We start from the raw sequence: 26,206 nt of genomic DNA, 5'->3' as shown, positions 1-26,206 counted from the left end.
GGCAGGGGGATCAGGACTCGAAGGCGCCGAGGTCCGGCGCCCGCCCGTTGTACGGCAGGCCGACGTTCGTGCCCTTGTCGATGAGGCCGCTGGTGGCGGCGAGGCGGAAGTTGGGCAGCACGGGCAGGCTGCCGTCGGCCTGCCGGGGCGCGTCCCAACCGGACGTCGACACGCTGCGGAACTGGGCGTCGGACAGGGAGACGCCCAGGTTCCAGGAGTTGTACGAGGCGCTGGTGCCGGACATGTTCGACAACAGGGTGCCGGTGTAGGCGATGTTGTTGCGCAGGTTGCCCAGGCCGACGGCCGCGCCGCTGCTGTTCACGCCGAGCATGTTGAAGTCGGGGTGGTTGCCGTAGCTGGTGTTGTTGAAGTAGTCGTTGGCCAGCGTGTGGTGGTTGGCGTAGAAACCGGACGCCTTGTTGTTGAACGCCACCGAGTTCCGGATGGTGTGCTTGGCGCCGTTCGAGACGTACTTGCCGCCGTAGCCGCCCATCTTGAAGCCGTTGCCGTTGCCGGACGAGGTGTTCGTGCCCGGGATGTAGCCGTTGTGCCAGGCCCAGGAGTTCTCGATGGTCACCGACGAGAAGGCGTTGATCAGGTCGAACCCGTCGTCGGAGTTGTTCCAGGCGCGGCAGCCGCGGAACACGTTGCCCGGATGGTTGGCCGAGATGTGCGCGCCGAAGCCGTCGGCGCTCTCGCCGGCCCCGTTGGAGGTGTGCGGGTCGTAGTTGTCGTGCGAGTCGGAGTTCAGCACGACGTTGCCGCCGCCGTCCTGGATGAACAGGCCGGGCCCCATGTTGTGGTGGGCGTTGATCAGTTCGAAGACGTTGTCGCTGCCGGACACCCAGATGCCCCACGACTCGTGGTTGAGGTTGTTGTTCTGCGGAACGCCCGTGACTTCCAGGCCCTTGATGTGGATCCAGTCGCCGGTGACGTCGAAGCCCTTGATGCGGCAGTTGTCCTTGACCCGGGAGAAGTCGAAGACGGGCTTCTCACCGGGATAGGCCACGTAGTTGATCAGGTTGCCGGAACTGCCGCTGCGGCTCAGGGTGATCGCGTCGACCCGGTCGGTCTCGCTCTTGCAGCCGCTGTTGGCCCGTGAATAGGCGTAGGTGCCGCCCCGGAAGTAGACCGTGTCGCCGGCTTGCACGACGGCCTGGGCGTGGGCGATCGACGCCCAGGGCGCGGTTTGTGTCCCCGCGGCGCTGTCGTTGCCGCTCGGGGCGACGTAGTACGTCTTGCCGGCCGCCGGGCTGCCCACGGCCGCCGCACTGCCGACGACGGTGACCGCGATCGCCGTGACCGCGGAGAACAGCAGGGAACGCTTCATGAGCTCCTCCATCAGTCGCAACTGCCCGAGCACGGCACGAACGGGGCCGTGGTGCCGGTCAGGGTGGTCTTGCCCAGCGTCAGCCCGTTGGCGCTCGCGGTCACCGTGATGGTGCCCGCGCCGGTGGCCCGGACCAGTGCGTACGCGACGCCCTGGTACGCCTTCCTCGTGTTGCCGCGGAAGCTTTCCTGCGCCTGGCTGCCGCTGTCGACGGCCACGATCACGCCTGGTCCGCTGATGCTGAACGTGATCGGGGCAGCGGAGCTGGTCACGACCCGGCCGGAGCTGTCGGCGACGGTCGCCTTGACGTACGAGATGTCGTTGCCGTCGGTCGACACCGTGCCGTGGTCGGGTGAGAGCAGTACCCGGTTCGGCGTGCTGCCGGTCGGCGGCGGTGACGTCCGGGGCGCGCCCCAGGTGGTCTGCCACGAGTACCCGATCGGTCGCACCGTCCCGACCGCGTCCATCAGGCCGAAGCCGGTTTCGACGTTGGGCCACAAGCCGTCCGCCTCGCCGAGGTAGGCCGCGCCGGTCCAGATGAACAGGCCGGTGACGCCGGGGTTGTTCTTCACCGTCGTCCACGCCGACGTGTCGGTGCCCATCTCCGTGAACAGCCCCGGCCGCGCCGGCGACATGCCCATGGCCTTGATGACCTCGTCGGGCCGGTAGTTGCCGCCGAAGACGTCGAGGGTGGTCCGGGTGGCGCCGGTGACGTCACCGCTGTCGCCCGGCCGGAACAGCGCCTGGGTGACGGGCCGGCTCGGATCCAGGGCGTGCGAGATCGACACCATCTTGCTCAACAGCGGTGTCCGCGTCGAGATCGAGTCGCGGATCTCGTTGCCGGCACTCCACATCGCCACGCTGGGGTGGTTGCGGTCGCGCGCGACGATGCTGGTGGCGTCGACCTGGTACCACGGCGTCGAGCCGGTCGCGCCGGGCACGGCCGGCGTGCCCGTGGGGGAGGAGGCGGTCCGGTTGAAGTACGTCGCGTAGTCGCCGACGTCGGAATACTTGTGCTGGGTCCAGACGTCGAAGAACTCGTCCAGGACCAGGAAACCCATCCGGTCGGTGAGTTCGAGGAAGGCCGGACTCGGCGGGTCGTGCGCGGTGCGGATGGCGTTCACGCCGAGCGCCTTGAGCTCGGCCAGTCGCCGCTGCATGGCCCGCTGCGGGGCGGCCATGCCCAGTCCGTGGAAGTCCTGGTGGAGGGCGACACCCTGAAACTTCACGGACTTGCCGTTCAGCTTCATCCCCGCCGAGGCGCTGAAGGTCAGGGTGCGGATGCCGACCGGGGTGATGTCGTCGTCCACCGCCGTGCCGCCGACGATCACGTTGGTGGCCAACGAGTACAGGTTCGGGTTGGTGAGGTCCCAGAGCTTGGGGTTGCTCACCGGCACGTCATAGCTGAAGGTGGCCGAGCCGCCGGCGGCGATGGTCTTCGCCGACGTGGTGACCGGGGAGAGCGCGGCGCCGTTCGGGTCGGTGAGCACGCCCTGCACGCTGACGCTCGCCGCCGAGCTGCCGCTGTTGACCACCGTGGTCTGCGCGTGGACGCCGGTGGCGTTGGGCGTGGTGACGTAGGTGGCCCACTGGTCGACATGCACCGGGTCCGTCGCGATGAGACGGACGTCGCGGTAGATCCCGGCGCCCGTGTAGTACCGGGACGCCGGTTGCTGGCTGGTGTCGGTCTTGACGGCGATCACGTTGTCGGCGCCGAGGTTCGCCGCCGCCGTGATGTCGTAGCGGAAACTGGTGTACCCGTACGGGTGGGTGCCGATGAGCTTGCCGTTGACGTACACGCTCGCGTTGGCCATGACGCCGTCGAACTCGACGAACACCTTGCGGGTGCTGGGTACCCCGGCGAGTGAGAAGTGCTTGCGGTACCAGCCGATTCCCGAGGGCAGGTAGCCGCCGCGACCCGTGCTCGGGGCCGACTGGGCGAACGGGTTCGCCGGCGGGTTCGGGCCCTCGATGCTCCAGTCGTGCGGCACGCTGACCTTGCGCCAGGCACTGTCGGGGTAGGTGGTCGCGTTCGCGCCGCTCGCGTCGCCGTAGTGGAACAGCCAGCCGGCGTCGAAGTCGGTGACCGTGCGCAGCCGGTTGGCGGCGGTCGTGCCGCTGCCGACCGCGGGGGCGGTGCCGGCCGGCGCCGTCAACAGCAACGCCACCGCGCAGGCGACGATTTTCCAGACTCTGCCACGGATAGCCATAGCCGTTCCTCCTCAGCGCAGGTAGCCGGCCAGCGACAGGTTCAGCTCGCGGACGCCCTGCACGACGAGGTTGGCCATCTGCGTCGCGCCGTACTGGGAGAAGTGCGTGTTGTCGCTGACACCGTCGGCGGCCTTGGTGAGGTAGATCTTCTGCGACCCCGTCGGGCCGAGGCCCTGCACCAGGGCCTTGCTCTTGGCGGTCAGGTCGATCACCGGCACGTTCGCGCTCTTGCCGAGCGCGCGGATCACCGCCGGCAGGTCGACACCCTTGCTGTTGACGTGCAACGCGGTCGGGGTGAGCGTGTTGCCGTTGAACAGCCGCCGCACCGGCGGCGTCACCAGCACCGGGATGCCGCCGCGCTCCCGCACGCCGTTGACCATCGCGGTCAGGTTGCTGCGGAAAGCGCTTTCCGAGGTGTCTTTGTCATTGTGCCCGAACTGGATGAGCACCAGGTCCTTGGGCTTGATCAGCGCCTTGAGCGTCGGGAACAGCGCCTTGTTGGCCAGGAAGCTGCCGGAGCTCTCGCCGGAGTCCGCGTAGTTCGCGACAACGGCGCCGTTGCGCACGTCGGTCGGCAGGATCTGGCCCCACCCCGTGTAGGGCGCGGTCGGCTGGTCGCAGACGGTCGAGTCGCCGGCGAGGTAGGCCACCAGCGGGGCGTTCGCCTTGGTGACGGTCAAGGAGCTGATCGCGGGCGCGCTGCCGCCGAAGACGATGTCCAGGCCCGGGGTTCCGGTGCCGCCCTGGCCGGTGGGTTGTCCCTCCGGAGTGCGCACGTTGACCGTGACCGTGGTGGGGACGACCTTGCCGGCGGCGGTCGCGACGGCGGTCAGGATCTGCCGGCGTGCCTCGACCGACATCGAGGTGTTGGCCGCCTTCGTGGTGCTGCCGAGTCCCACGGTGACGTCGTAGTTGCCCGGCGAGACGTCGAAGTGGCACTTGATCGGCGCGGTTCCGGAGCACTGCGGGGGCAGGGCCTGCGGCGCGGCCGTGGCGGCCGGGACGGGGATCAGGACGGCCGCGGTGACACCGGCCATGAGGAACGCATGATGCTTGAGAGACATGGACTTCTCCTGTCGTGTCCAGTATGGACTGCGCATGGCGCGACGGAGTCCGTGCGGCAGGACAGTACTGGCGGCCCCGGCCACCGCCAAAAACGTTTCAACTTGCCAGAGCCGCTGGTAGACGGTTCGGCGCCGGATGGACGTGCGGGCTCGGACGTTCTCGCCGGTAGCCAGGGGTGGCGGACGCCACTCGATGCGATCGACGGTGATCACCGTCCGAGGTGAAAATTACACGGATGGCGGCGGCAGCCGCCGCCTCCGGTCCCCCGCCGGCGGCGGGCGCGATCCATTGGCCATCAATGAGATGACATCACCGTTGGGCGATTGACATTCGTCGACACGGTTCGGACGTGCGGATCCGCACGACTCGCATTTGTCGAATATTCGACACCCGGTAGGGCGGTCGAATTCGTCGAACCCGAGGTGGACGCGCATGTCTTGGTCTAGACCGGGTGGGGCCGCAGGCGTCGGTTCTTGACCGGCTCGCAATTCCCGTGTCACAGTGCGTTCGCTTGACCCTGCGTCACCGGACGATCACGAGGAACCGTCGAAACGACGCGATGAACCGTCCGGTCGAACACCCGCGCAACGACGCTCGGAAGGTCCCTGCTGATGCGTAAATCCCTGCGCTTTGCCCAGGTAGGCCTGGCCACCCTGGCCACGCTGGTGCTGACCGCCACCACTGCCCACGCCGCCACCTGGTCCTCGTCCGACAAATGGGGCACGTGGTCGAACGGGGGGTACACGCTCAGTAACGACGTCTGGGGCGGCGGCGCCGGCCCGCAGACGATCTGGGCCAACTCGTACAGCAACTGGGGCGTGTCCTCCAACCAGCCCAACACCGGCGGCGTGAAGAGCTACCCGCACTCCGGTCGCGGCATCGGCAAGAAGCTCAGCTCCATCGGCAGCGTCACGAGCAAGTTCAACGTCACGGTTCCGGGCAGCGGCGCCTACGAGACGGCGTACGACATCTGGGCCAACAACAACGCCTACGAGATCATGCTGTGGATGAACAAGACCGGCGCGGTCGGCCCGATCGGCAGCAAGCAGACCACGGTCACCGTCGGCGGCCACACCTGGGACGTCTACAAGGGATCGAACGGCGCCAACGCCGTGTTCTCGTTCCTGCGGCACGGCAACACGAATGCCGGCTCGGTGGACATCAAGGCCGTGCTCAACTGGATCAGGTCCAAGGGCTGGTTCGGCGACGTGACGCTGGGGGACGTGCAGTTCGGCTTCGAGATCACCTCGACCGGGCGGTCGCTGAACTTCACCTCGAACAGCTTCTCGGTCTCCTCGTCCTGATCGGCCGACCCGGCGACGGGTCCTCCTCCGCCACCGCCGCCGGCGGAGGCGGGCCCGGCCGGCTGAAGGTCGCGTGTTCTTCCGAGAGGTGGACGCTGCCGTGCTCAACCTGACAGATGTCCGACCGACGCTGGCTGACGTGGCCCACGCCGCCGGCGTCTCGCTGGCCACGGCGTCCCGTGTGCTCAGCGGATTCCACCATGTCCGGCCGGAAACGCGGCGGCAGGTGGAGCAGGCGGTGGACCGGCTCGGCTACGTCCGGCAGCGGGCCGGCCGGATGCCCGGTCCCCGGCGCACCGGCCTGGTCGCCGTGACGGTGTGCGAGGACGGCGGCCGGCTGTTCGCCGACCCGTACTTCAGCCGGATCCTGTGGGGCATCAACCGGGAGTTGGCCGCGGCCGACCACCAGGTCGTGCTGCTGACGATGGAACCGGCCCGCAACGGCAAGTCCGCGGCGCTGCGCCACTTACGGGGCGACCACGTCGACGGCGCGTTGATCGTCAGCATGCACGCGCGGCATGCCGCGGCGCTGGAGCGGGTCGACGTCCCGATGGTCATCGCCGGGCGGCCGGTGGGCGCCGATCCGAACCGCTACTCCTATGTGGACGTCGACAATCACGGCGGAGCCGGCCAGGCCGTCCGCCACCTGATCGAGGCCGGCCGGACCCGGATCGCCACCCTCGCCGGACCGAAGGACATGTCCGCAGGCGTCGACCGGCTCGCCGGTTTCCGCGACGCGCTCACCGCCGCCGGCCGGTTCGACCCGGGCCTGGTGGTGCACGGCGACTTCGGACTGCCGGCCGGGGAACATGCCGCCCTGCGGCTGCTGGACCGGCGGCCCGACGTGGACGCCATCTTCGCCGCGTCCGACCTGATGGCCGTCGGCGTGCTGCGGGCCCTGCGGCGCCTCGGGCGTCGGGTGCCCGACGACGTCGCCGTGATCGGCTTCGACAACGCGCCGATCTGCCGCACCACCGATCCGCCGCTGACCACCGTGGGGCAACCGGTCGAGGAGGCAGGTGCGCGGAGCGCGCGTGAACTCCTCGCCCTGATCGACGGCACCGTGGCCGAGCAACGCCAGGTCGTCCTGGACACCGAGCTGGTGCTGCGCGAATCGGCGTGAGGCACGGGTTCACTCGACGGCGGCTCCGGCTGACGGTCACTTCCCGTCCCGTGTCGCCCGCCGGATCTCCTCCGACGCCTCGCGGTAGGCCGGGGCGGCGCGGGTGAAGTAGTCGAACAGCAGCTCCTGCTGCTCCGGGGTGTAGCCGGCGATGATCTCGGCGATGTGGCGCCGGGCCGGGCCGACGATCGCCTCGACGCCGGCCAGCGCGTCCGGCGCGGGTTCGACGACCACCTTGCGCCGGTCGGCCGCGTCGGTGGTGCGCCGGACGTAGCCGGCGCGTTCGAGCCGGTCGATCAGCCGCGTCGTCGCGCCGGTGGTCAGGCCCGTGCGGGCGGACAGTTCCCCGGAGGTCAGCGAGCCCTCCAGGTCGAGCAGGCTGAGCGCGTACCACTCGGTCGCGTGCAGGCCCGCGGCCGCCGCGGCGGCCAGGCCGTGCAGGCCGACGGCGTCCAGGTACCGGCGGAAGACCAGCCGTCGCTCGATCGGGCTTGCCACGGGACCCCTCCTCTGCCTAATATCTGCATGTGTGCAGATACTGAGTCTGTGCAGACAACTGTAGCGGAGGACGGCCATGATCGACACCGACCGGACGGCGACCATCACCGCGGTCATCGACTCGCTCGCCGACGCGTGGGCGCGCGGCGACGCCGACGCCTACGGGGCCCACTTCACCGAGGACGCCACGTACGTCACCTTCGTCGGGACCTGCTACCAGGGCCGACAGGACATCGCCGACAGCCACCGCGCCCTGTTCGCCAAGTTCCTCAAGGGCACGAAGCTCGCGCACGAGGTGCTCGACCTGCGCTTCCTCGGCTCGGACGCGGCCGTCCTCACCACCCGGGGCGACACGGTCAAGGGGGAGCACCCGAAGAAGCTGACCAAGGTCCAGACCTACACCCTGGTGCGCGAGGGCGACCGCTGGCTCGTCGCCGCGTTCCACAACACCCAGCGCAAGTCGGTGATGGAGGGCATCTCGTTCCGGTTCGCGCCGGAGACCAGGCCCAAGGCGCAGCAGTGAGCACGGCGGGCATGGCGCTGGTCACCGGGGCCAGCGCCGGCATCGGCCGGGCGTTCGCGACGGCCCTGGCCGCGGCGGGCTACACGGTGACCGCCGTGGCCCGCCGCGAGGACCGGCTCGCCGGCCTGATGGCGGAATTGGGGCCTGGACACGACTACCTGGTCGCTGATCTGTCCACTCCGGACGGTATTAGCGCCACGGCAGAGGTGCTTTCCCGTGGGCCGTATTCGTTGCTGGTCAACAACGCCGGCGCCGCCGTGCACGGAAACTTCGCGTCGACGCCGTTGGATGCGTCCCTCGCCGTGCTGGACCTCAACTGCCGCACCGTTGTGACCTTGGCTCATGCGTTCCTCGCCCATGCCGACTCCGGCGCCGCGCTGGTGAACGTTTCCTCGACGCTGGGCCACACTCCGAAGCCGGGCTTGAGTATTTACAGCGCCAGCAAGGCGTTCGTCACGTCCTTCTCGGAAACTCTGTGGCACGAACAGAAACCGCGCGGCGTCCACGTGATGGCGCTGTGTCCCGGCGTCACCGCGACCGAGTCCCAGTCCGCCGACGACGTTCCGTCCTGGTTGGTGCAAACCCCGGCCGAGGTCGTCACCCGTGCCCTGGCCGCGTTGGCCGACCGCAGGGGCCCGACCGTGATGTCCGGCCGGCGCAACGCGTTGCTCACCACCGTGACGCGACTGTTGCCCAGGGGCACAGCACTTTCGTTACTCGGCTCGGAGTGATCCCATGTCCTCGTTCGCCGTCGTCGCCGCCACCGGACGCACCGGGCGCCTCGTCGTCGATGTCGCCCTGGCCGCCGGACACGACGTGACCGCCATTTCCCGTCAGCCCTACGACCTCGCCCATCCTCGCCTCACCCACCGGGCGGCCGACGTCCTCGACCCCGAGGCCCTGCATGCCGCCCTCGCCGGGCACGACGTGGTCGTCTCCGCGCTCGGCTCGACCGGTCGCGGCCCCACCAGCGTCTACTCCGCGGGGACCGCCGCGATCATCCCGGCTTTGCCACGCGACGGCCGACTCGTGGTCATCTCCTCCGCCGGCCTCGCCACACCCCCGGACGCCGGTCCCGCCACGCGCCTGCTCGGCCGCGTCCTGCACCACGTGATGCGCCACCCCTACGCCGACATGGCCCGCATGGAGAGCCTTCTCGCCGCCAGCGAGCTCGCCTGGACCGCCGTCCGGCCCACGAGACTCACCGACCGTCCGGCCACCGGACGCCCCCGTGCCTCCATCGATGCCACCACACGCCTCGGCAACCACACCTCGCGCGCCGACCTGGCCGCATACATCGTCGACCATCTCGACGACGCGCACACGTTCCGGCGCTGCGTGGTGGTTTCCTCATAAGTGACGGCGCTGAGACCATTTCGAGCGGTGTACTTCGGCCGAGCAGCGCCGGCTACTCCGCCGGGGCGGTGCGCATCACCCGGTGGAAGACGGGGACCTGTATGAAGTGCTCGGGCCGGTCACCGGCTCGGCCCACACCGAGGCCACGGCCGTACCCGACTGGTGGGACAGGGACACGTGCCAGCGGATCCCTGACGTGCCCGGTACGCGCAGCAGCGGCTGCCCGCCTTCGCCGGTCAGCACCTCACAGCTCGGCAGCCGCGCTGGATCGCCGTCCAGCAGGAGTACGGCCGCACGTTTGGCCGCCCACCGCGCCGCGAGGGAGGCCGTCCCCCGCGGCCGCCCGTCCGGGCCGCGTCGCTCCGCCTCGGTGAACAGCCGCGATGCCAGCCGGGGCGTGCGGGTCAGCGCGCGGGACAGGCGCGCCACGTCGACGAGTTCGGTGCGCAGCACCACCAAACGCTAGCCGTCGCGTGCTCGCCACCACCCCGGGCGGTGCCGACCCCTCGCTGCGGGAAACCCGACACGAACTGCGGTTCCACCCACCGCCGTGTCCGCCCGGCCGCCGCTAGCCTCGCCCGGTAACGACCGCCCCGACCCGGGAGGACACATGCGGGTCCTGTTCAGCACCCTGCCGTCGTACGGACACTTCTACCCGATGGTCCCGCTGGCGTCCGCGCTGCGCGCCGCCGGCCACGACGTCCTCGTCGCCGCAGCCGGCAACTTCGCCGGCGCGATCCTCGGCGCCGGGCTGCCGCATGTGGAGACCGCGTCGTCGATCGAGATGCGCCGGTGCATCGGCGTGGATCGTGCGGGTGAGCCCGTGCCGGACCCGCCTGAGGAGGAGGGCAAGCTGGCCCGCAGCGGTCGTGGGTTCGGCCGGGCCGGCCTGGCCGCCCTGGACGCGGCCGACGACCTGGTGGACACGCTGCGCCCGGACGTCGTCGTGGTCGAGCCCACCGAGTACGCGGTGCGCCTGGCCGCCGCGCGGCGCGGCATCCCGTTCGTGGTGCACGACTGGGGTCTGCCGGTGCCCTCGGTGATGGCCGACGCGGTCCGCGAGGAACTGGCCCCGGAGCGCGCCGAGCGCGACCCGGGAGAACGGGCCGCCCGGCCGGACCTGGTGCTGCGCACCAGTCCCGGGGACGCCCTGCCGGCAGACGATGCCGGCTTCCGGATGCGATTCGTGCCCTACAACGGCGTGGCCACGCTCCCGTCCTGGCTGCTCACTCCGGCGAGCCGGCCGCGGGTGTGCCTGACGTTCGGCACGATGATCGGGAACTATCCGGGGATCGACCGCGCCGTGGGCGGACTGGCAGCCCTGCTGGCCGGGCAGGGCTACGAGGTGCTGCTCGCCGTGTCCGCCGAGGTGGCAGCTGCGCTTCCCCCGTTGCCGGACCGCGTCCGGCAGATCGGCTACACGCCGCTGAACGCGGTGCTGCCCGGCTGTGACCTGCTGGTGCACCACGGCGGGTCCGGCTCGGCGATGACCGCTCTGGCCACCGGCACCCCCCAGGTGGTCATGCCGCACGCGGCCGACCAGTTCAGCAACTCTGCGCACGTGCACGCCCTGCGCGCCGGAATCGGCCTGACCCGTGGCCACACCGGTCCGGACGAGGTGCGCGAGGCGTGCGCGTCGGTCCTCGGTGACCCGGCTTATGCCGCCCGCGCCGGCGAAGTGGCGGCCGAACTGGCGGCCCGGCCCGGCCCGGTCGCGCTGGTGGCCGAAGTGGAGAGGCTGGCCGCGCGGGTCGCGGCGTGAGCGCGGCGGCGGGCGATAGGCCCGCGTTGGGCAGTCAACAGTGCCTGCGGCCGCCGAGGCGGGGGTCATCCGGAGTCGGCCGCCGTAGTTGACGCGGATGCGGTCCAGGTATACGCCGAGCCGCGACACACTGTCGCCCCCCGCCCTTGCCCCGATCCAGCTCCCGGATCGGGGCCAAGCGGTCGTCCTTGGGCGACGAGATCGGTGTGGTCGCTCCACTACGGCGCGATCACCAGGTGACGGGCAGTTCCTCCACCCCGAACACCACGGTGTCCGACCGGAACCGGATCTCCTCCGCGGGCACGGCCAGGCGCAGCCCGGGGAAGCGGCGCGCGAGCCCCGACCACACCACGCCCATCTCCAGACGGGCCAGCTGCTGGCCGATGCACTGGTGCGGCCCGTAGCCGAAACCGAGGTGGCGCACCGGGTCCCGGGTCACGTCCAGCACGTCCGGTTCCGCGACCAGGTCCGGGTCCCGGTTGCCGGCGGGCAGGAACAGCAGCACCAGGTCGTCTTCGGCGAAGCGGGTGCCCGCGTATTCGAAGTCGGTGGCGGCTCGCCGCAGAATGCCGCGCTGCATGACGGTCAGGTACCGCATCAGCTCCTCGCCGACCGCCTCGGCCCGGTCCGGCGCGGCGGCCAGCGCGTCCCACTGGTCTCGCTGGTCGAGCAGGGCGTAGGTGCCCAGCGCGAGCATGTTCGCCGTGGTGTCGAACCCGGCGACCAGCAGCGTGCCGGACAGCACCAGCACCTCTTCGTCGGTGAAGCCGTGCCCGCCGTGCACCAGGTCGGAGAACAGGCCGTCGTCGGGGTGCTCGTGCTTGTCCGCGACGATGCCGGCCAGGTAGCCGAACATCCGAGGGCCCGCTTCACGCTGCTCCTCCTCGCTGCGGGCGAACCCGCCCAAGGCCAGCGTGGCCAGCTCGTGGAAGGTGTCCTGGTCGGCCACGGGCAGGCCGAACAGACGGCAGATCGTGTCCGAGGGGACCCGCATCGCGAGCGTCCGCACCAGGTCGACGCCCGGCCCCTGCCGCTCCATCTCGGCGAAGCAGGCGTCGGCGGTCTCCCTGACGTACTCGGTGAGCTGGGTCAGCCTGCGCGCCGTGAAGTGCCGCGCGATCGGCAGCCGGAACCGGCGGTGCGCCGCCCCGTCCAGGTTGGTGATGTGCTCGGGTGCGCCCGGGTGCCTGCGCGGCACCGGCTCGTGGCTGACCGTGCCCAGGCCGTTGAGGTGTGAGCTGATCCGGGGGTCGACGGCGAGGGTTCGGATGTCCTCGTAGCGCGACACCAGCCAGGCCTCCTGTCCGGTGGGAAGCAGCACGCGGCTGATCCCGCCCGCGCGGTGCGCCGGGCACTCCGGCGGCGGGTCGACGGGGTTGGGCCGGTGCAGGGACAGCTCTGGTGCGGTGATGGACTCCACCCCCCATGGATAGCGCCACCCCCCGGGCGGCGCCGCCGCAGTAGACCGCAACCCGGTTGCGGGTTGGACCGTAGCCGGGTTGCCAGTCTTACCAGCGGCGCGGTACGGGTTCGTTCGGTTCCGCCGCCTGGAACCGCGGGGCACGCTCGGTTCCGTGCCCACTTCCTACCGTTACGCGGAGCGTGTCACGCCGTTCGCAGGTGATCCGCTCGACGTCGTCACCAATCTGGTGTCGTCCGGCGTGTTCGACAGCTACGTCGTCGTCGAGCGCGACGGGCGGTTCTCCGTGGCCGGCGACGTGCTCGCCGAGGTGCGCTCCGAACGTGCCGGGCTGCGGCTGACCCTGGACGGCTCGACCACGACCAGGCCGTGCGACGGGACCCTGGGGCAGGTCGTCGACGCCCTGCGGAGCCTGCCGGTCGCGGATTGGCGCGCCTACGGATGGGTGGCCTTCGAGGCCGCCTACCCACCGCTGGGCCAGAGCGTCGGCGACGAACCCCTCGCGCATGTCGTCGTGCCGCGCTGCGAGGTGATCCTGGACGGTGGCCGCGCCGTGGTGCGCGGGATCGACCCGGGCACGATCGCCGAGGTCGTCGATGTGCTGGCCACTCCAGTACAGTCCACAATGGACGATACCGCCGTGGTCGGCGTCGACATATCGCACGGCCGCGACCACTACCGAGCGGCGGTGGCCGCCGCGGTCGCCGAGATCCGTTCCGGCGCGCTGCAGAAGGCCATCGTGTCCCGCGTGGTGCCCGTGCGCGGTCCCGTCGACCTGCCCCGCACCTATGCGCGGGGCCGGCGCGGCAACACGCCGGTGCGGTCGTTCCTGCTGGACCTGGGCGGGGTGCGCGCGGCCGGGTTCAGCCCGGAGATCGTCTGCGAGTCCGACGGCGTCACCGTGGTCACCCAGCCGCTGGCCGGAACGCGCGCGCTGCAGGAGGACGAGGCGCTGAACCGGCGGCTGCGCGCGGAGTTGGAGACCGATCCCAAGGAGATCTTCGAACACGCCGTGTCCGTCAAGGCCGCCATCGACGACCTGCGCGACGTGTGCACGCCGGGCTCGGTGCGGGTCGAAGGGTTCCTCGGCGTGCAGGAGCGCGGCAGCGTGCAGCACCTCGGGTCGGCCGTGCGCGGCGACTTGGCCGCGAACCGTGACGCGTGGGACGCGCTGCAGTCGGTGTTCCCCGCGGTGACCGTGTCGGGCATCCCGAAGGCCGCCGCCTACGAAACGATCCGCCGCCTGGAGTCGGGGCCACGCGGCCTGTACGCGGGCGCGGTGCTGGTGGCCGACAGCCGAGGCACGCTGGACGCGACTCTGGTGTTGCGGACCGTGTTCCAGGCCGGCGGCCGCACCTGGCTGCGCGCGGGCGCCGGGATCGTCGCAGCGTCCACACCGGACCGGGAGTACGAGGAGACGTGCGAGAAACTCCGCTCGGTGTCCCGGTTCCTCGTTCCGCTCGCGACGCCGGCGCCGGACGGCGCACTGGCGGGCCTGGCCGCCGAGGTGACGTCGTGAAGCGCCGCGTCGTGGTCGCCGGGATCGGCGTGGTCGCCCCGAACGGCATCGGGGTCGAGCAGTTCTGGCGGGGGAGCGTGTCCGGACGGTCGCGGCTGCGCCCCGAACCGCTGATGGCCGAGCTGGGCCTCAGGAGCCGGTCGCACTGCCCCATCGAGGACTTCGACCTGGCCGACCACCACGACGCGGAGACCGCCGCCGAACTGGCCGGGCTGAGCCGGTTCGTGCAGCTGTCGGTCACCGCGACCGCGCTGGCCGCACGGGACGCCGCGCTCGACCGTTCGGATTTCGACGGCGACCGCGCCGGGGTGGTTTTCTCCTCCGCGATCGGCGGGACACCGGAGTTCCAGAAGGCGTATGAGGTCTACAGCGACCGGGGCGCCACCGCGCTGCGCCCGTTCCCGGAGGACCTGCCGTTCTACGACTCCGTGTTCCTCAACTACACCGCGGCCTGGACGTCCCGCCGATTCGGCCTGCGCGGCTCGTGCACCACGCTGACGACCGGCTGCACCGCGGGCATCGACTCCCTGGGCCTCGCCTTCGACCAGATCCGCTACGGCGACCTGGACCTGGCCGTGGCCGCGGCGGGGGAGGCGCCGCTGTCCGGGCTCGCCTACGCCACCCTCGACGTCATCGGGTCGCTGGCCGTCGTCGACGGTCCGCCGGAGACCGCCTCGCGCCCGTTCGACGCGACCCGGGGCGGGTTCGTCCTGGGCGAGGGGGCCGCCGCCGTCGTGCTGGAGGAGTACGAGCACGCCCGCGCCCGGGGCGCCCGGATCTACGCCGAGGTCAACGGGTTCGCCAGCGCCAACAACGCCTTCCACATGAGCGACCTCGCCCCGGACGGCCGGGCGATGGCCGCTGTGATCACCCGCTCGCTCGCCGACGCGGGGGTGCCGCCGGAACGGATCGACTACGTCAACGCGCACGGCAGCTCCACTCCGCAGAACGACGTGTTCGAGACCCAGGCTCTCAAGCAGGTCCTCGGCGAGGAGCACGCCCGCCGCACGCCGATCAGCTCGACCAAGTCCATGATCGGTCACTCGCTGTCCTCGGCCAGCCTGGTCGGCACGATCGCCGCGATCGGCGCGCTGCGCCACGCCGTGGTCCCGCCGACGGCGAATCTCACCACGCCGGACCCGAGATGCGACCTGGACTACGTACCCACCACGGCTCGCGCGCACGACGTTCGCACCGCCCTGGTCAGCGCCAGCGGCTTCGGCGGCATCCATTCGTGCGCCGTGCTGTCGCGGGTCGGCCCGGCACGGGAAAGCTGGTGGCACCCGGGCGACGTCGGGGACCGTGACCTGGTCCGGGGCACGCTGCCCGGCAGCGGGGCCACCACCGTGTCCTGGGGCAGCCCCGGTGACGGTCCGGATGTGCTGCTGCTGCACGGTTTCGCTGGCACCGCCGAGCACTGGGTGCCGCTGCTGCGCGAGCTGGACGTGCGCGCCCACGTGCTGGCCGTGGACCTGCCCGGGCACGGCGCCAACACCCTGCCGGCCGACGGCGGTGGTCCCGACGGCACCCGCGCGTTCCTGCTCGACGCGCTGGACGCACACGGCATGGCCGACACGGTCGTGGTGGGCCACTCCTTCGGCGGTGTCCTCGCCCTGGACCTGGCCGCGCACGCCGTGCGGGTGTCCTCTGTGGTCACGCTCGGCGCCGGGCTGCCGCTGCGCCTGCACCCCAGGATGGTGGAGCAGGTGCTCACCGGCGAACTCGACGAGGATTTCCTGGGCTCCTGCCTGCGCACCGGTACCGAGTCCGCGCGCGAGGCGCTGCTGGCCGGGTTCCGCGCCGTGCGTCTGCCCGCCCGTGACACCGACCTGTGGGGGGTCGTCGGCACGGACCCGAAGCAGACCGAAGCGGCGGTGCGGGTCCCGGTCGATGTGCTGGTGCCGGCCGCCGACCGCGTGGTGTCCCCGCGCAAGGGGCGCGCCCTGGCAGCGGCCCTGCCGCACGGCACCGCCCATGTTTTGGCGGACGCCGATCACTACCTGCACCTGGACGACCCGGCCCGGCTGGCCGGCCTCCTGGCGCCGTTGCTCGCGATCCGGCCTCCGGCGGTGACCAGCCGTGCCTGAACGCGATCCGGCGCCGGTCGCGGTCGCGCCCCCCGCCGACCTCGTCGCCGAGTACACGGCGCGCGGCTGGTGGCGGGACGAGCTGGTCGACGAACTGGTCCTGCGGCCATCGGGCGCCGACCCGGACCGGGTCGCCATCCTGGCCGGGGACCAGCGACTGACCCGGGGCGAGCTGGCGGCCCGCGTCGCCGCGGCGGCGGCAGGCTTCCGCGAGCTGGGCGTCGGCCCCGGCGACCGGGTCGTCGTGCGCCTGCCCAACGGGCCCGATCTGCTGGTGACCGTGCTGGGCCTGGTGCGCTCCGGGGCGCTGCCCGTGCTCGCCGTGCCCGCTCTCGGGACGCGGGAGCTGCGGCACGTGGTCACCACGGCGCAGGCCCGCGCCCTGGTCGTCTCCCCGGGCCGAGACGAGCTGCCCGATCTTCCCGGCGTCACCGTCGTCGCCCACCCCGCCCGCTCCGGCGCGGTTGCCCTCGCCGACGTGCTCGCGGCCGACGGGCCCCCGCCCTCCCATCGCGCCGACCCGGCCGACGTGGCGTTCTTCCTGCTCTCCGGTGGCACTACCGGGCTGCCCAAGCTGATCCCCCGCACGCACCGCGACTACGGCTACAACCTGCGGATGAGCGCTGAACTGGCGGGGGTGGACGAGAACACCCGCTACCTGGCGGCGCTGCCGGTGACGCACAATTTCGCGCTGGGCTGCCCAGGCGTGCTGGGCGTGCTGGCGGCGGGCGGCACCGCGGTCTTCCCCAGCGCGACCGGAGTGCCCGCGCTGCTGGACGCGATCGCCCGGCACCGGGTCACCGCCACCGCCACCGTGCCCGGCATGGCCGTCGCGCTGTGCGACTCGGGCGCCGATCTGTCCGGCCTGGCGCTGCTCCAGGTCGGCGGCGCCAAGCTGCACCGCGCGGACGCGCTGCGCGTGGTCAAGTCCATCGGCGGCCGGCTGCAGCAGGTGTTCGGCATGGCCGAGGGCCTGCTCAACTTCACCCGCCTCGACGACCCCGAGGACGTGGTCACCGGCACCCAGGGTCGCCCTGGCTCGCCCGGTGACGAGGTGCTCATCGTCGGCGAGGACGGCCAACCCGTGCCGGACGGCCAGATCGGCGAGCTGCTCGTCCGCGGGCCGTACACGATCGGCGCTTACCACCGCGCGCCCGAGGCGAACGCCGCTTCGTTCACCTCGAACGGTTTCTACCGCAGCGGCGACCTGGTCCGCCGGGACGAGGGCGGCAACCTGGTCGTCGAGGGCCGCCGTCGCGAGTTCGTGAACCGGGGCGGCGAGAAGGTCTCGGTGAACGAGGTCGAGGGGTTGCTCGTGGGCTGCCCCGGCGTCGCCGCCTGCGCGGTCGCGCCGGTGCCGCACGAGTTCCTGGGCGAGACCGTGGGCGTGTTCGTCGTGCCGGCCGGCGACGCGGCACCCGACCTGGCCGATGTCCGTCGGTACCTGCGCCACCAGGGCTTGGCCGGGTACAAGCTGCCCGACCTGCTGCGCGTGCTGGAGGCACTCCCGCTGACCCCGGTCGGCAAGCTCGATCGCGCCGCCCTCACCGCGCTCGCCACCCCGCCGGGCGGCGCCTCCGCCCGCACCGACCGATCACATCCCGAACCCCAGGAGGCACTGTGTCCGGGCACCTCGACAACGACATCGTGATCGCAGCTCCGCTGGACCTCGTGTGGCGCATCGCGAACGACGTGGAGCGTTGGCCAGAGCTGTTCGTCGACGAGTACGCCGCCGCCGAACTGATCGAGGTGGACGGCGAGCGGAAGGTCTTCCGGCTGACGATGGTCCCCGACGAGCAGGGCAGGCAGCGCAGCTGGGTTTCCGAACGGATCACCGACCCGGAGCGGCACACGGTCAACTCCCGCCGGGTGGAGACCGGCCCGTTCCTCTACATGCACATCTTCCAGCACTTCGCCGAGATCCCCGGCGGCACCCGGGTGCGGTGGGTGCAGGACTTCGAGGTGCTGCCCGAGGCGCCGTTCACCACCGAGCAGGTGGCTGACCGCATCGGCCGCAACTCCCTGGCGCAGTTGCTGCGGCACAAGGAGTTCATCGAGACCGAGGCGGCACTGGCGTGACCGGGACGACCGTGGCGCAGGACACCCGCGTGCCCGTCGAGGTCGCTGACGACGTCGTCGCCGTCCTCAACGGCGCCGGGCGGCTCGGCCGGGCCAACTCCACGATCCTGCTCGACGGCCGTGACGCCGTCGTGATCGACACGATGCTCACCACCGGCATGGCCGCCTCGATCACCGCCGAGGTGGCCCGTCGCGGCGCCACCACCCGGCTCGTGGTCAACACCCACAACCACCTCGACCACCTCGGCGGCAACCCCGCGTTCCCGGACACGGAGATCCTCGCCCACCCCACCACCGGGCGGATCGTCGCGCTGATGGCCGCCGAACCCCGTTTCCTGCCCGGGATGCTGGCCCACTTCGGCGTCGACGCCGAAGGCTTCACGCTCACCGGCCCGACCACCACCGACCTGGACCACGCGGCCCTGCCCGATGGCGCGCGCATTCGCGCGTTCCTCGGCGCGCACAGCCCCGCCGACCTGACCGTATGGCTGCCCGACAGCCGTGTGCTGGTCACCGGCGACCTGTGCTCGCACGGGGTGACCCCGCTGGCCCGACACGGCAACTTGGCCGGCTGGGCCGCCGCGCTGGACGAATTGAGCGCCCTGGACCCGACCGTCGTCGTGCCCGGCCACGGCCCGGTGGCGACGGCCGACGCGCTGCACGCCTGCCGCGACTACCTGCGTGCCGTGCGAGCCGCCGCGGCCGACCTGGCCGCCGCCCACCCGGACGCGGTTCGTGGGCTCGTCGGCACGCTCGAGGGCAGGCCCGACCCGGCGGCCGCCGCGCTGCTCGCCGACGCCGCGGACCGGCTCGACGCCGGCCCGGTCGCCGGGTGGGCGGAACCGGAACGCACTCGAATCAACCTGGTGGTCGGCGTCGCCGAGGTCACCGGCACGCCCCTGTCGCTCAAACCCGTCGCCGGGCCACACCCGGGCGGACCGGCCGCTCGTGAGGGCGCGGGGACACCCGCGCGGGAGGAGGTGCGAGGTGGCTGACCGGCCCCGTGTCCTGATCACCGGTATCGGCACGGTGAACCCCCTCGGCAACGACCGGGAGACCTTCTGGAAGAACTGCCTGTCCGCCGCGTCGGCGATCGCCCCGATCGACCGATTCGACGCCGGCGGCCTGCCGATCCACCTGGCCGCGCAGGTCCGCGAGTTCGACCGGTTCGATCACGTCCCGCGCCGCCTCGCGGTCAAGAGCGACGTGTTCGCCCACTACGCGATCGCGGCCACCGCCGAGGCGCTCGCGCACGCGCGCCTCGACCTGGCTGGTGAGGACGAGTTCCGCACCGGCATCAGCTTCGGCAACAACAGCGGCGGCTGGGACCTGTGCGAACGCGGCTTCCGCGAGTACTACGAACAAGGCCCGTCGATGATCAACCCGTGGCAGGCGACCGCCTGGTTCCCCACGGCCGCGCAGGGCTTCACCAGCATCCGCTACGGCGTGCGGGGCTTCTCCAAGAGTTTCGCGTGCGACCGCGCCAGCGGCGCCACCGCCCTGCACCACGCGTTGCGCAGCCTCGCCTGGGGCCGCAACGACGTCGTCCTGGCCGGCGGCTCAGAAGCCCCCATCACACGCCTGGGAGTCGCCGCCCACGTCACCACCGGCGAGCTGACCCGCTCCGCCGACCCGGCCACCGCCTACCGGCCCTTCCGGCCCGGCCGCGACGGCCTCGTCCTCGGCGAAGGCGCCACCGTGCTGGTCCTGGAGACCGCCGAGCGAGCCACCCGGCGCGGTGCCGAGGTGCTCGGCGAGGTTCTCGCCGTCGAACAGCGCACCACGGATCCGGCCGACCCGGCCGGGCTGGAGTCCGCGCTGCGCGCCGCCCTCGACCGCGCCGGTCGCCGACCCGCGGAGGTCGGTGTCGTGTTCGCCGAGGGCGCGGGCGGCGTCGTCGCGGACGCCGTGGAGGCGCGGGCGCTGGCGCGGGTGTTCGGGCCGCGTGGCGTGCCCGTCACCGTCCCCAAGGCCGCCTACGGACACCAGTACGGCGCGAGCGCCGCCACCGAGGTGGCGTGCGCGGTGCTGATGCTGCGCGACAAGGCGATACCGCCCACCCCGGGCGGCGGCGACGCCGACCCGGACTGCCCGGTCGACCTGGTCACCGGGACCCGGCCGGTGGAGACCGACACCGTCGTCGTCGTGAGCCGCGCCCGCGAGGGCGCCAACGTGGTCATCGTGCTCGGCCGGGCCGACACCGACCACCACCACCAGGAACCGGAACGGAGCATGCCATGACCGACACCACCAGCGACCAGATCACCGACGAGGTCGTCCGGGCCATCGCCGCCATCGGCATCGCCGCCGACGACATCACCTCCGCCGCCCGGCTGCGCAGCGACCTCGAGCTGGATTCCACCGAGCTGGTCGAGATCACCCTGGAGCTCAAGCGCACCCTCGGCGTCGACATCGACCTCGAACTGGACGCCGACCCCAGCGTCGCCGATGTGTGCGCCCTCGTCGGCAAGGCCGCCGGGGCCCTGAGCTGACCATGCGGCTCGGGGGCGGGCCGGCCGCGGGCCCACCGAGACCCCCGGCGCCCCCGCCGCTGGTGCGGGGCATCGGCGTCGACCTGGCCGACCTGCGGCGGATGTCCCGGTGGCGAACCAGGTTCCCCGCTGACGTCCTCGGCAAGGTGTTCACCTCCGGCGAGCTCGCCGAGGTGGACAGCCATCCGCACCCGGCGGTGCGGATGGGCGTGAGCGTGGCCGGCAAGGAGGCGTGCGGCAAGGCACTGGGCCGTGGCCTGGTGGGCATGGCGTGGACCGACATCGCCGTGCGCGCCGGCCCCGCCGGCGCCCTGCGCCTGGAACTGAGCGGCGCCGCCGCCGCGCACGCCTGGCGCGCCGGGGTGCGCGGCTGGACCGGCTGCTGGTCGCACCTCGCGGACCGCGCACTGGTGCTGGTCCGCGTCATCGCGTGGAACACGAGAAGGGGAGAACCGCTGTGGCAGGACATGTCGACAACCAGATCTTCATCGAGGCGCCCGTCGAGCTGACCTGGGAACTGGCCAACTCCACCGAACTGGACCGCCGCCACTCCCCGGAGGGGCAGGCCGTCGTCGCCGAGGACCCGGCGCGCCACTCCCGCGTGCTGCGCGTGGCCACCCCGCCGGACGCGGACGGCCGGGTGTGGCACTACCACGTCGAACGGATCCTCGACCCGGTCCGCCGCGTCGCGTATGCCCGCCGCTTCGGCAACCCGTTCTTCCTCTACTCCACCGCCCTGTGGGTGTACGCACCCGCGCCCGGGGGCTCGTCCATCCGCTGCGTACAGGACTTCGAGACCACCGAAGCCTCGCCGGTCGACGACGACAAGATGGCCGAACTGCTGTCCGCGGGCACCGAGAAGGCCCTGCGGACCACCGCCGAGTTCATCGAGTCCGAGGCCAAGGCGCGCCGCTAGGCATCTGGCCGCCACACCGAGCAAACCACCGAAGGGAGCCGTGGTGTCGATGTCCGGCGTGACACTGCTGCGCCACCTCGACGCGGGCCTGCCCGCCCGCGTCGCCGAGTCGCAGCAGGCCGTGGACGGCGTGGCGACCAGCAATGCCGAGTTCCACGAATGGTTCACCGAGCGGCAGGCGCAGCAGCGCCAGGACGTCCGGCGCGTCGACCTCGACGCGCTGGCCGGCTGGTCGTTCGACCCGCGCACCGGCGACTTGCGTCACCACACGGGGAAATTCTTCTCCGTCGAGGGCGTGCGGGTGCACAGCGACTTCGGCCCGGTCACCGCGTGGTCCCAGCCGATGATCAACCAGCCCGAGATCGGCATCCTCGGCATAGCCCTGCGCGAAATCGGAGGCGTGCTGCACTGCCTGATGCAGGCCAAGTCCGAACCGGGCAACGTCAACGGCGTCCAGCTCTCGCCGACGGTGCAGGCCACCCGCAGCAACTACACGCGCGTGCACCGCGGCGCGGCGGTGCCCTACCTGGAGCACTTCCGCGAGCCCGACCCGCGCCGGGTGTTCGCCGACGTCCTCCAGTCCGAGCAGGGCGCCTGGTTCTACCGCAAGCGCAACCGCAACATGGTCGTGGAGCTCGAGGACCGCGTCGACGCGGGGCCCGACTTCCGCTGGCTCACCCTGGGCCAGCTTCAGGCCCTGCTGCGGGTGGACAACCTGGTCAACATGGACGCCCGCACCGTGCTGTCCTGCATGCCCTTCGGCACCGCCGACGACGCGCGCGGCGCCCTGCACACCCAGCCGGAGATCCTGTCCTGGATCACCCGGCAGCAGGCGGAGCACGAGATCACCATCGAGCGGATCCCGCTGGACGACGTGGAGGATTGGTCACGCACCCCGCGTGCGATCTCCCACCGGGCCGGGCGCTACTTCAGCGTCATCGGCGTTGACGTGTCCAGCAACAGCCGCGAGGTCGCCGCCTGGAGCCAGCCGCTGCTGGCACCGCACGGCATCGGCGTCGTCGCGTTCCTGGTGCGCCGCTTCGACGGCGTCCTGCACGCCCTGGTGCAGGCCCGCGTCGAACCCGGCTTCGTCGACGTCGTCGAGCTTGCCCCGACGGTCCAGTGCACCCCCGAGAACTACGAGCACCTCGGCTCGGCCGGCGCACCGCCGTTCCTGGACGTCGTGCTGGGCGCCAGCCCGGACCGGCTGCTGTTCGACGTGGAGCTGTCCGAGGAGGGCGGGCGCTTCTTCCACGCCCGCAGCCGCTACGTGGTGATCGACGTAGGGGACGAGATCCCCGTCTCGACCCGGCCGGACTACCGATGGATGACGCTGCCGCAGCTGACCGGCCTGCTGCAGCACAGCCACTACGTCAACGTGCAGGCCCGCACCCTGGTCTCCGCCCTACGGGGCCTGTCGTGACCGGCGCGGCGGTGCGGGTGGGCGTTCTGGGCTGCTCCGCGATCGCCTGGCGGCGCACCCTTCCCGCGCTGCGCGCCTGCCCGGACACCGAGGTCGTCGCCGTGGCCAGCCGCGACGGCGCCAAGGCGGAGCGGTTCGCCGCCGAATTCGGCACCGACGCCACCGACTACGCCGGGCTGCTCGCCCGGCCGGACGTGGACGCCGTCTATCTGCCCCTTCCACCCGCCCTGCACGAACGGTGGGGCGTCGCCGCCCTGACCGCGGGCAAACACCTGCTCGTGGAGAAACCCCTCGCCGCCGACCCGGCGGCGGCCCGCGCCCTGGTAAGTGTGGCCGACGACGCGGGCTTGGTGCTGCGGGAGAACTTCATGTTCCTGCACCACCCGCAGCACGCCCGGGTGCGCGACCTGATGATCGGCGGCCGGATCGGCGGGCCGCGGGCCCTGCGAGCCGCGTTCGGCATCCCGCCACTGCCGGACGCTGACATCCGCTACGACCCGACGCTGGGCGGCGGCGCGTTGCTCGACGTCGGCGTCTACCCGCTGCGCCTGGCGCAGCACCTGCTCGGCGACGACCTGCGCGTCACCGGCGCCGTGCTGCACCAGGACGCGCGCGGCGTCGACGTCGGCGGCGCCGCCCTGCTCGTGTCGGCCACCGGCGTGCCCGTCTCCGTGGAGTTCGGGTTCCGTCACGCCTACGGCTCTCGCTACGAGCTGTGGGGCAGCACCGGCCGTCTGCTGCTGGACCGCGCGTTCACCCCGCCCCCGGGGTGGCAGCCGGTCCTGCGAGTGGAGGAGCAGGATCACGCCGAAGAGCACACCCTACCCGCTGCCGACCAGTTCCGTCTGTCGGTGGCCGCGTTCGCCGCGGCCGTGCGGGCCGGGCACCGCGCCGGACACGGTCCGGAGCGGGCCTGGTGCGCGGCCGCGGTCACCACGGTCGAGCTGGCCGCCGCCGTGCGCGCCGCCGCGGTGACCATCCCGGCTGGGGCGGTCGGCGCCCTCGTTCCGGCCGGGGGCCAAGGCGCCGCGGATCCGGCGGAGCTGAGCGCATGGAGGTGATCGGCGGCGGTTTCCTCGCCGGGCACCTGCGCGGCACCATCGGCGGCCGGCACCCGCACGTCACCGCTGTCGCCGCGGGCGTCTCCAGCACGTCGGTCACCGACGCCGCCCAGTTCGACCGCGAGGCCGCCCTCGTCTACGACGTGCTGCGGCACTGCCGCGACCAGGGCCGGGTCGTGGTGTTCTTCTCCACCGCGTCCGGCGCGCTGTACGGCGCCTCGGACTGTCCGGCGACCGAGGACGGTCCGGTGTTCCCCACCGCCACCTACGGCAGGCACAAGCTGGCCCTGGAGCGGGCCGTCCAGCTCTCCGGCGCCCGGCACCTGGTGCTGCGCCTGAGCCATCTCGCGGGCACCGGCCAACGCGCACACCAGTTGCTGCCCGGCCTGATCCGGCAGGTGTGTTCGGGCGCGCTCACCGTGCAGCGCGGCGCCACCCGCGACGTGCTGGACGTTCGGCACGCGGTGGCCGCGCTGGACGGACTGCTCGACGCGGGTGTGGAGAACGAGGTGGTGAACGTGGCGTCGGGCCGACCCGAACCGGTGACCAGCATCGTCGACGGCGTCGAGGAACGCCTCGGCGCCACCGCCAGCCGGTACGTGGTGGACAACCCGAACCCGCCGCTGAACGCGGTATCGGTCGCGAAGCTGCTGCGGCTGCTGCCGGCGGCGGCTCGCTTCGGCTTCGGCCCGCACTACCTGCCCGCCCTGCTGGACCGCTACGTCCGCGCTCTCGCCCGAGGTTGCCTGACCGGCGACGCGGGGCTTTGGAGTCCGGCCCCCGCGTCGCCGGCGTCCCGGGTCACCAGGTGACGGGCAGCCCCGCGACCCCGCGGATGATGATCCCTCGCTTCCACGGCACCTGCTCGGCCGTAGTCGCCAGGCGCAGGCCCGGCAACCGCGTCACCAGCACCGCCAGCGCCTCCTGCAGCTCCACGCGGGCCAGTTGCGCGCCCACGCAGCGGTGCGCGCCGTGCCCGAAGGCGATGTGCGGGTTGGGGGAACGCTCCAGGTCCAGCACATCCGGTCGGTCGAACACGTCCTCGTCGTGGTTGGCTGATCCGAGTACCGGCACCACCGTCTCAGCGGCGCGCACCATCACGTCGCCCAATGGCACGTCCTGCACCGCGACCCGGGTGAACCCGCCGATGACCAGCGACGGCACGTAGCGCAGCAGCTCCTCGACGGCCACCGGAACCCGCGCCGGCTCGGCCACCAGCCGGCTCCAGGCGTCGCCGTCACGCAGCAGCAGGTACACGAAGTTCGCCAGCTGGCTCGCTGTCGTCTCGTAGCCGGCGGTGAGCAGGCCACCGGTGAAGATCACGAGCTCGTCCTCGCTCAGGGAGACCGCGTCGTCGCGGGCCCGCACCAGCGCGCCCAGCAGGTCGTCGGCCGGCCGGGCGCGGCGGTCCGCCACCTGTTCGCGCAGGAACAGTGACAACTCCCGGCGCGCGGCGTGCACCTCTGCGTCGGTCAGCGCGGTCGTGGACAGTAGCGCGTCGCACCAGGCCTGGAACCGCTGCCGTTGCTCCGGCGGGATCCCCAGCAGCTCGCTGATCACCGTCACCGAGAACGGCAGCGCGAACCGCGACACCAGGTCCACCGGCCCGCCGTCGCGGATCAGGTCGTCCACCAGACCCTCGGCCAGCTCACGCACCCGCGGTCGCAGCGTCTCGGCGCGGCGCTTGGTGAACGCCTGCGCGATCAGCGACCGCAGCCGCGAGTGCTCAGGCGGGTCGGACACGAACACCCCGACCGGCGGGGGCGGCACCGGCTCGAACCGCGCCACGCCCGGCCAGGTGGTCGCGGCCCGGCTGAACCGCGGATCGGACAGCACCGTCTTCACATGCTCGTAGCGGGTGACCAGCCAGCCTTCCCCGCCGAACGGCAGGGTCACCCGGGCGACCGGTTCGGTGCCCCGCAACACGGCGAACTCCGGCTCGGGCTCGGGCGTGCCTCGGTGCGGGAACGGGAACGCGGGCGCTCCGCCCGGCTGGTCCACAGCCGGTGCCGTGGCGTCGGATCCAGTGGTCGGCAC

25 protein-coding genes are annotated in these 26,206 nt (G+C 72.0%); 18 read left to right on the top strand and 7 right to left on the bottom strand.

All coding sequences use genetic code 11. The annotated features are described in order from the left end of the window. Positions 1-10: 10 nt before the first annotated feature. The 3 genes from BJ998_RS39865 to BJ998_RS39855 are packed head-to-tail and all read right to left on the bottom strand — an operon-like array spanning position 11 to position 4,605. Entirely contained in the window at positions 11-1,330 is a 1,320-nt protein-coding gene (locus tag BJ998_RS39865; protein ID WP_184869323.1) for a right-handed parallel beta-helix repeat-containing protein, read from the bottom strand. Positions 1,331-1,341: 11 nt separating this feature from the next. After that, complete coding sequence (locus tag BJ998_RS39860; RefSeq protein ID WP_184869322.1) at positions 1,342-3,540, bottom strand: glycoside hydrolase family 2 TIM barrel-domain containing protein; 2,199 nt, start codon at positions 3,538-3,540, stop codon at positions 1,342-1,344. A 12-nt stretch (positions 3,541-3,552) separates the two neighbouring features. After that, positions 3,553-4,605, bottom strand: coding sequence for a rhamnogalacturonan acetylesterase (locus BJ998_RS39855; protein WP_184869321.1), 1,053 nt, complete (start codon positions 4,603-4,605; stop codon positions 3,553-3,555). A gap of 612 nt (positions 4,606-5,217) precedes the next feature. On the opposite strand from BJ998_RS39855, the gene BJ998_RS39850 reads away from it, so the two are divergent. Further along, entirely contained in the window at positions 5,218-5,910 is a 693-nt protein-coding gene (locus tag BJ998_RS39850) for a glycoside hydrolase family 12 protein (RefSeq protein WP_184869320.1), read from the top strand. 73 nt (positions 5,911-5,983) lie between these two features. Beyond that, positions 5,984-7,033 carry a LacI family DNA-binding transcriptional regulator gene (locus BJ998_RS39845; protein WP_312890606.1) on the top strand — a complete coding sequence of 350 codons (1,050 nt, stop codon included), beginning with the start codon at positions 5,984-5,986 and terminating at the stop codon, positions 7,031-7,033. 36 nt (positions 7,034-7,069) lie between these two features. On the opposite strand, the gene BJ998_RS39840 is transcribed toward BJ998_RS39845, so the two are convergent. Then, complete coding sequence (locus BJ998_RS39840; RefSeq protein ID WP_312890605.1) at positions 7,070-7,531, bottom strand: MarR family winged helix-turn-helix transcriptional regulator; 462 nt, start codon at positions 7,529-7,531, stop codon at positions 7,070-7,072. 76 nt (positions 7,532-7,607) lie between these two features. On the opposite strand from BJ998_RS39840, the gene BJ998_RS39835 reads away from it, so the two are divergent. Genes BJ998_RS39835 through BJ998_RS39825 form a run of 3 tightly spaced genes read left to right on the top strand, consistent with a single transcriptional unit; the run spans position 7,608 to position 9,410 of the window. Continuing rightward, positions 7,608-8,054: an SgcJ/EcaC family oxidoreductase gene (locus BJ998_RS39835; protein ID WP_184869319.1), complete on the top strand. Its 447-nt coding sequence runs from the start codon at positions 7,608-7,610 to the stop codon at positions 8,052-8,054. Beyond that, positions 8,051-8,785, top strand: coding sequence for an SDR family NAD(P)-dependent oxidoreductase (locus tag BJ998_RS48160; protein WP_312890604.1), 735 nt, complete (start codon positions 8,051-8,053; stop codon positions 8,783-8,785). The genes BJ998_RS39835 and BJ998_RS48160 overlap by 4 nt, the downstream gene beginning before the upstream one ends. 4 nt (positions 8,786-8,789) lie before the next feature. Next, positions 8,790-9,410 carry an NAD(P)-dependent oxidoreductase gene (locus BJ998_RS39825; protein WP_184869318.1) on the top strand — a complete coding sequence of 207 codons (621 nt, stop codon included), beginning with the start codon at positions 8,790-8,792 and terminating at the stop codon, positions 9,408-9,410. A 75-nt stretch (positions 9,411-9,485) separates the two neighbouring features. On the opposite strand, the gene BJ998_RS39820 is transcribed toward BJ998_RS39825, so the two are convergent. Then, the gene (locus BJ998_RS39820) at positions 9,486-9,863 is read right to left on the bottom strand and encodes a holo-ACP synthase (RefSeq protein ID WP_312890603.1); all 378 of its coding nucleotides are present in this window, start codon (positions 9,861-9,863) and stop codon (positions 9,486-9,488) included. A gap of 157 nt (positions 9,864-10,020) precedes the next feature. Here BJ998_RS39820 and BJ998_RS39815 point away from each other — a divergent pair, with 157 nt between their 5' ends. Further along, positions 10,021-11,172 carry a glycosyltransferase gene (locus tag BJ998_RS39815; protein WP_184869316.1) on the top strand — a complete coding sequence of 384 codons (1,152 nt, stop codon included), beginning with the start codon at positions 10,021-10,023 and terminating at the stop codon, positions 11,170-11,172. 229 nt (positions 11,173-11,401) lie between these two features. Here the strand turns inward: BJ998_RS39815 and BJ998_RS49420 are convergent, their stop codons facing one another. Next, a complete protein-coding gene (locus BJ998_RS49420; protein ID WP_184869315.1) occupies positions 11,402-12,592 on the bottom strand; it encodes a cytochrome P450 in 1,191 nt (396 codons plus the stop codon). Positions 12,593-12,746: 154 nt separating this feature from the next. Here BJ998_RS49420 and BJ998_RS39805 point away from each other — a divergent pair, with 154 nt between their 5' ends. The 12 genes from BJ998_RS39805 (at position 12,747) to BJ998_RS39750 (ending at position 24,981) form a co-directional block, all read left to right on the top strand. Continuing rightward, positions 12,747-14,111: a salicylate synthase gene (locus BJ998_RS39805; RefSeq protein ID WP_184869314.1), complete on the top strand. Its 1,365-nt coding sequence runs from the start codon at positions 12,747-12,749 to the stop codon at positions 14,109-14,111. After that, positions 14,108-16,198, top strand: coding sequence for an alpha/beta fold hydrolase (locus tag BJ998_RS49415; RefSeq protein ID WP_184869313.1), 2,091 nt, complete (start codon positions 14,108-14,110; stop codon positions 16,196-16,198). Before BJ998_RS39805 ends, BJ998_RS49415 begins: the two co-directional genes overlap by 4 nt. Then, on the top strand, positions 16,191-17,849 hold the full coding sequence (locus BJ998_RS39795) for a (2,3-dihydroxybenzoyl)adenylate synthase (protein WP_184869312.1): 1,659 nt from the start codon (positions 16,191-16,193) through the stop codon (positions 17,847-17,849). Before BJ998_RS49415 ends, BJ998_RS39795 begins: the two co-directional genes overlap by 8 nt. Continuing rightward, on the top strand, positions 17,819-18,277 hold the full coding sequence (locus tag BJ998_RS39790) for an SRPBCC family protein (RefSeq protein WP_184869311.1): 459 nt from the start codon (positions 17,819-17,821) through the stop codon (positions 18,275-18,277). The genes BJ998_RS39795 and BJ998_RS39790 overlap by 31 nt, the downstream gene beginning before the upstream one ends. Continuing rightward, positions 18,274-19,272 (top strand): MBL fold metallo-hydrolase, encoded by a 999-nt coding sequence (locus BJ998_RS39785; protein WP_184869310.1) that lies wholly within the window; start codon positions 18,274-18,276, stop codon positions 19,270-19,272. The genes BJ998_RS39790 and BJ998_RS39785 overlap by 4 nt, the downstream gene beginning before the upstream one ends. Continuing rightward, positions 19,265-20,518: a beta-ketoacyl-[acyl-carrier-protein] synthase family protein gene (locus BJ998_RS39780; protein ID WP_184869309.1), complete on the top strand. Its 1,254-nt coding sequence runs from the start codon at positions 19,265-19,267 to the stop codon at positions 20,516-20,518. The genes BJ998_RS39785 and BJ998_RS39780 overlap by 8 nt, the downstream gene beginning before the upstream one ends. Beyond that, positions 20,515-20,769, top strand: coding sequence for a phosphopantetheine-binding protein (locus BJ998_RS39775; RefSeq protein WP_184869308.1), 255 nt, complete (start codon positions 20,515-20,517; stop codon positions 20,767-20,769). Before BJ998_RS39780 ends, BJ998_RS39775 begins: the two co-directional genes overlap by 4 nt. 62 nt (positions 20,770-20,831) lie before the next feature. Then, complete coding sequence (locus tag BJ998_RS39770; protein ID WP_184869307.1) at positions 20,832-21,278, top strand: holo-ACP synthase; 447 nt, start codon at positions 20,832-20,834, stop codon at positions 21,276-21,278. Then, entirely contained in the window at positions 21,227-21,685 is a 459-nt protein-coding gene (locus tag BJ998_RS39765) for an SRPBCC family protein (RefSeq protein WP_184869306.1), read from the top strand. The genes BJ998_RS39770 and BJ998_RS39765 overlap by 52 nt, the downstream gene beginning before the upstream one ends. Positions 21,686-21,734: 49 nt before the next feature. After that, positions 21,735-23,108: an NDP-hexose 2,3-dehydratase family protein gene (locus BJ998_RS39760; protein ID WP_184869305.1), complete on the top strand. Its 1,374-nt coding sequence runs from the start codon at positions 21,735-21,737 to the stop codon at positions 23,106-23,108. Continuing rightward, entirely contained in the window at positions 23,105-24,169 is a 1,065-nt protein-coding gene (locus BJ998_RS39755) for a Gfo/Idh/MocA family protein (RefSeq protein ID WP_312890602.1), read from the top strand. The genes BJ998_RS39760 and BJ998_RS39755 overlap by 4 nt, the downstream gene beginning before the upstream one ends. Then, complete coding sequence (locus tag BJ998_RS39750; RefSeq protein ID WP_184869303.1) at positions 24,160-24,981, top strand: NAD-dependent epimerase/dehydratase family protein; 822 nt, start codon at positions 24,160-24,162, stop codon at positions 24,979-24,981. The genes BJ998_RS39755 and BJ998_RS39750 overlap by 10 nt, the downstream gene beginning before the upstream one ends. On the opposite strand, the gene BJ998_RS49410 is transcribed toward BJ998_RS39750, so the two are convergent. Beyond that, complete coding sequence (locus BJ998_RS49410; RefSeq protein ID WP_312890601.1) at positions 24,971-26,206, bottom strand: cytochrome P450; 1,236 nt, start codon at positions 26,204-26,206, stop codon at positions 24,971-24,973. The genes BJ998_RS39750 and BJ998_RS49410 overlap by 11 nt on opposite strands.

This window comes from Kutzneria kofuensis, assembly GCF_014203355.1.
In the GTDB taxonomy this organism is placed as follows: Bacteria; Actinomycetota; Actinomycetes; order Mycobacteriales; family Pseudonocardiaceae; genus Kutzneria; species Kutzneria kofuensis.
The sequence above is the reverse complement of the archived record's forward strand: the minus strand, read 5'-3'. Positions and strand labels throughout refer to the sequence as shown.